This is a genomic window from Methanolobus vulcani, from assembly GCF_006546655.1.
Taxonomy (GTDB): Archaea; Halobacteriota; Methanosarcinia; order Methanosarcinales; family Methanosarcinaceae; genus Methanolobus; species Methanolobus vulcani_A.
This window is the reverse complement of record NZ_VIAQ01000003.1, coordinates 1-4,632: the sequence shown is the minus strand read 5'-3', so window position 1 is coordinate 4,632 and position 4,632 is coordinate 1. Positions and strand designations below refer to the sequence as shown.

General features: G+C 41.5%; 3 protein-coding genes and 1 pseudogene. 2 read left to right on the top strand and 2 right to left on the bottom strand.

Annotated features, from left to right (window positions below; all coding sequences use genetic code 11):
* On the bottom strand, nucleotides 1-414 hold a 414-nt coding region (locus FKV42_RS00455; protein WP_154808286.1), incomplete at its 3' end, for a hypothetical protein.
* A 1,092-nt stretch (nucleotides 415-1,506) separates the two neighbouring features.
* On the opposite strand from FKV42_RS00455, the gene FKV42_RS00450 reads away from it, so the two are divergent.
* Nucleotides 1,507-1,857 carry a winged helix-turn-helix domain-containing protein gene (locus tag FKV42_RS00450; protein WP_196213995.1) on the top strand — a complete coding sequence of 117 codons (351 nt, stop codon included), beginning with the start codon at nucleotides 1,507-1,509 and terminating at the stop codon, nucleotides 1,855-1,857.
* A 576-nt stretch (nucleotides 1,858-2,433) separates the two neighbouring features.
* On the opposite strand, the gene FKV42_RS00445 is transcribed toward FKV42_RS00450, so the two are convergent.
* The gene (locus tag FKV42_RS00445; protein ID WP_154808284.1) at nucleotides 2,434-4,188 is read right to left on the bottom strand and encodes a bifunctional metallophosphatase/5'-nucleotidase; all 1,755 of its coding nucleotides are present in this window, start codon (nucleotides 4,186-4,188) and stop codon (nucleotides 2,434-2,436) included.
* Between the two features lie 343 nt (nucleotides 4,189-4,531).
* On the opposite strand from FKV42_RS00445, the pseudogene FKV42_RS14315 reads away from it, so the two are divergent.
* Nucleotides 4,532-4,632 (top strand): annotated as a pseudogene (locus FKV42_RS14315) (IS5/IS1182 family transposase); the annotation flags it as partial.

The following is a 4,632-nucleotide window of genomic DNA, read 5'->3' as shown; positions in this document are numbered from 1 at the left end:
GAATATCACTGTGAAGAATGAGCTTATAAGAATCGTATCCTGTGTACCCAGGTATCCTGTCTCAGCCGCATCTATTATTTCATCACTTAATGTCTTGGTCGTGGCATTGTAGAAGCCAATGTAGTTGTACTCGATCAGATCACTGTGGGAGTTTGTCTCACTTGCAAGTTGCAAAGCTTCGCTTTCACTGTAGGCGATGTAGGTGATCTTGGATCCCATGGTAAGTGAAACAAGAAGTTCCTCTGCATTTTCCAGTCCTTCCCCCTCAGTACCCATGTTATTGTAGAGTGTTGTAATGGGGTCAGTGGTCGTTCCATCTGATGCGTAATCGAAGTATTCAGGTGGTGTAGCTCCCAATGGTTTGATACTGTAAAGCACTGTACCATCATTGTGAGCATCTTCCAGGGCATTCATTATGGTCTCATTGTCAAGAATATCACTGTAGAATGAGGTTATAAGAATTGTATCCTGTGTACTCAGGTATCCAGTTTCAGCCGCATCTATTATTTCCTCACTTAATGTCTTGGATGTGGTATTGTAGAATCCAATGTAGTTGTACTCAATTAGATCACTGTGATAGTTCGTCTCACTTGCAAGCTCCAGCGCTTCGCTTTCACTGTAAGCTATGTAGGTTATTTTTGTTTTTTGTTCATTTGCTGATACGACTGGTATTGATACCAGTATAACTAATAATAAACTGAATAATATCAGTTTGTTCGCGATTTTATGAATATTACCACCAACTGTATATCAAGACACCCATTTGGAAAATCCTGTACGTGTATGACGACCACATAAGATAATCCATTACATGGTTGTGCTATTTGTTGCATATTTAAAAATGATTATAATTTTTCAATAATAATACATTGTTAAATTAGTGTTATGTCTTTCTAAAAAGGGTAATGATAGTTCATGTAAATAAAGTATTTGTTTTTCATATACTATTTTACATATGTATATAACATGAGAAATAGTAATCAATAGACTCTATAAAAATCCATTTGGTTTTATCAACGAAACTATTATTTATCTGAAATTTATGTGAAAACACTTGTTGTAAAATTGATGAAATGTAGGAACACTGATATTAATCAGTGTTCAATTGTGGAGACGATATGGTTTATTTGTATGTGTATTATATACAACTACACATGATCTGTTTCTAGTTTCTATTATTTATCTATTTTGAAAACAATTAACACAAATACGCAATTATTTCGTTTAGTCAATAAAAGTCCAACATATAAGCATGACAACAATTATTTTTGAAGAATAGTGGATAATAATGATTCCAATAGGCATTCTACAGAGCCCATGTTACTAATGTATATAACGTGTGGTGATAAAGTGACAAGATTCCAAAAGCGAAGTAATAATAGATGTCCAACATGTTCCACATGTGTGGAATATCTTCCAGCAGCGCATATAATATCATGCTCATCATAATTATGACATATATCCATATAAATAAGGTTATATATTAATTAAATGAAATCCACTTTTATGGAAAAACAATTCAACACATTTCTGGATGCACTTAACAATGAAACACGCATAAAAATGTTAAAAATTATCTGTGAAAATAGTATGCATATATCACAAATAGCAAGAGAATTGAATGTTTCCGTTCCAGTTGTTTCTAAACATGCCGCCATCTTGGAAGATGCAAATCTCATATCCCGGAAGGTGTTTGGTAAATCACATGTACTTTCTGTAAAGGATAAAAATGTACTTTCAAATACTGTTTACTATAATGATATGGTTTACAACGAAAGAGAAAAATATTCCAATATAAGAATTAGTGAAGATTATTCTAAGGTGTACTCAACTATTCAACGATTGATGTCTGCTTAATACGATCATTCCAACTTTTCATATTATAACCTCTTCCTTTCTGGTTTTTAATCCAGCCTGCATCGTAGTCCATTAAGTAAATCCAGTTTGTCATCCTCGAAGAGAAAACAAATGTTATAAACATGTGCTTTGCTTTCTATTGAAAAAAATTTATCCAATGAAACCCATGTTAGTATAAAACTTGGTAGACTTTATCACTATAATTGCTGCGGATATATTGCTACTTTTGTAATTGAAGCAAATCAGAAAATATGGGATATTATACTGAATGGACAAAACAAAAAAATGAATGATAATCCATTTTCAGCTAAAGAGTATATTCCATTTAATCGATAAGTTCTATGTTTATCAATTTTAACATTGGCAATATCTTATGCATTTACCTATTTGTTCTCTGAATATTAACAAAGTTAGGTTTAATCGTCTTTCGCGAAAATGGAAATAGACCCAAGGGGGGTCTATATGTAAGCGTCCCCTGACATACACGACGACAGAGCAGGAAATCATCGCACGCCATTTCCCGTATTCCTGCCCGGAAAACGGGATACGTGGTGACCGCCGAACAAGATATTATGCTTACTCCTCCAACCGGACGACTCTACCATCGGCTGTCACATCCATCGGCTCTGGCAGTGATTGGATATAGGTTAACAGAGCGTCGATATCTGTCGGGCCGACGGTAACCGTTACATTCCAATCCCATGCAGGCGAGAAATCACCACCCATGCCGTAGGCCATGTAGTAGTTCATAGCTGCCGTATACGTTGCGTTAGAGTCTAGCGTCATTCCGTTCACTAGGACCTCGGTCACACGGCTGCCGACAGGGAGTGTGGGATCGTAGGCATAGGTTAGCCCCGACACGGAAAGGATTTCTGCGGGTACCGGGGTCTCCCACTGTCGCTCGAGCATGGTCACGATTTGGTCGCCAGTAATATTGCGAGACGCAACATGTGGGCGGCTGTACCATCCACCGTAGGTGGTGGCCATGGAGGCATCTGCGGGCAGCACCGCTTCTAGGTCGTTCCATGTAATGTTCCCTGAGGTAAGATCCGCCTGTAGCGATCCTGCAAGCGAGCCTGCAGTGGCGAAGGCGATGTCGGTACCCATGGCCGCACGCTGAGAGTCGGCGACCAGATCACCAAGCGCCGACTCCCCGGCCCAATCCGGTGTCCTGGTGATGTCGGAAGCTGCAGTGGTGATTACCTCTGAATCCAGCTGGTTGACGGCATCTTCGACATCTACGAGAAATTCCTCGATCGACAGGTCTGGTGACGTGCCTGGCGGCTGGTCTGCGTACACGGGAACGATTACCGCAGACTTTTCAATTATCTCACCGGTAGCGGCGTCGATGTTGATTTTGACATCTGCATATCCCTTGCCGTATGCGTATGCTTCCACAACGAGGACATCGTTTCCACCCGAGTTCTGGAGATAAGTGTTCATGAAAGAATGACTGTGTGCGGCAAGCACAACGTCGATATCTGGATCAAAATCGGCCGTGATATTGACTATCGGTCCAGTCACGTTGCAGCCCTGCCGTGTCGGCCCTTCATAGGGCTCCTGCTTGCCCCCATTGTGCAGCAACACCACAAACGCGTGAATCCCCTGTTCCTGCAGTTCTGGGACATACCGGTTGACCGTCTCCGCCTCATCGAGGAACTCCACGTGTTCTATATTCTGGGGGAGCTCGAGGATAGGAGTCTCTATGGTCACTGCACCGATGAATGCTATCCTAATGCCGTCCACCTCGCGAATCGTGTAGGGTGGGAAGATTGGTGTTCCGTTCTCTTTCCAAACTACATTGGCACAGATGGTATCTGCTAGGGAACCAGGATACGGATCGGTGAGGCGGGGAATCGAAACATTTCCATTCCCCCCGTAGTTCATCCGCAGGAGTTCTTCCACACCCCGATTGAATTCGTGGTTTCCGGGAACAGAGATAACGTTGCAGGAGCTATGGCGTATGTCGTCACCTGAACCGCAAGATGGGTCTGTAAATGAATTGAAAAAAAGAATGCTCGGCTCGTCCATCAGGAGAGACGCTTCACGCGGCGATGCCCCAACCGTATCTCCTGTCAGGGCGAGTATCGTTGCTGCGCCCTCTGAGGTGTCCATGGCCGATTTGAGGTAGGAAGCGAGGACCGGTGCACTCCCCGCAGGCCTATCGTTCAGCTGCTGTTCGGCAAACAGGTGTCCATGGAAATCGTTGACCGCAAGTACGGTGACCTGAACAGTATTTTCCTCGCGATCGACACCTGGATATGCTACTGGCAGGGCGATGATGAGTGTAATCATCGCTACGAATATGCAGAAAACAGCGATATTTTTCATACTGATTAACTTGGTTTTGATGGTGCTTAAATTTATGCATTTTTTTGCTCTGTAGAAATCCTATAAAAATCAATAGCAACAGTTGAAATTGGAAAACGGATTCAATAATAATCCATACTTTGCAAATTATTGTTAACACCGATATCCATTAAAATGTCGCGGATTTCGATAGAGCCAAATTATGCACTCATTTTCTATAGATTGACCACGATGCCCTACTTAACTTAGTTTCTTTCGTTTTCCTACGCTTGATTTATATGATACAAAAGTTGGCTCTGTAGAAAACCTACCCCCTATTTTATTTTGACATATTAATTTAAAAAGGATTAATCCCCTTAGCATTATCTGCTACCGAAAACACAAAGGGGATGATTGTGTTTTGTCTAATAAGTACTTAAAGTTTGTTGATACAGCGTTAGCTGTGTCAGGAAAGTCACACCTTCA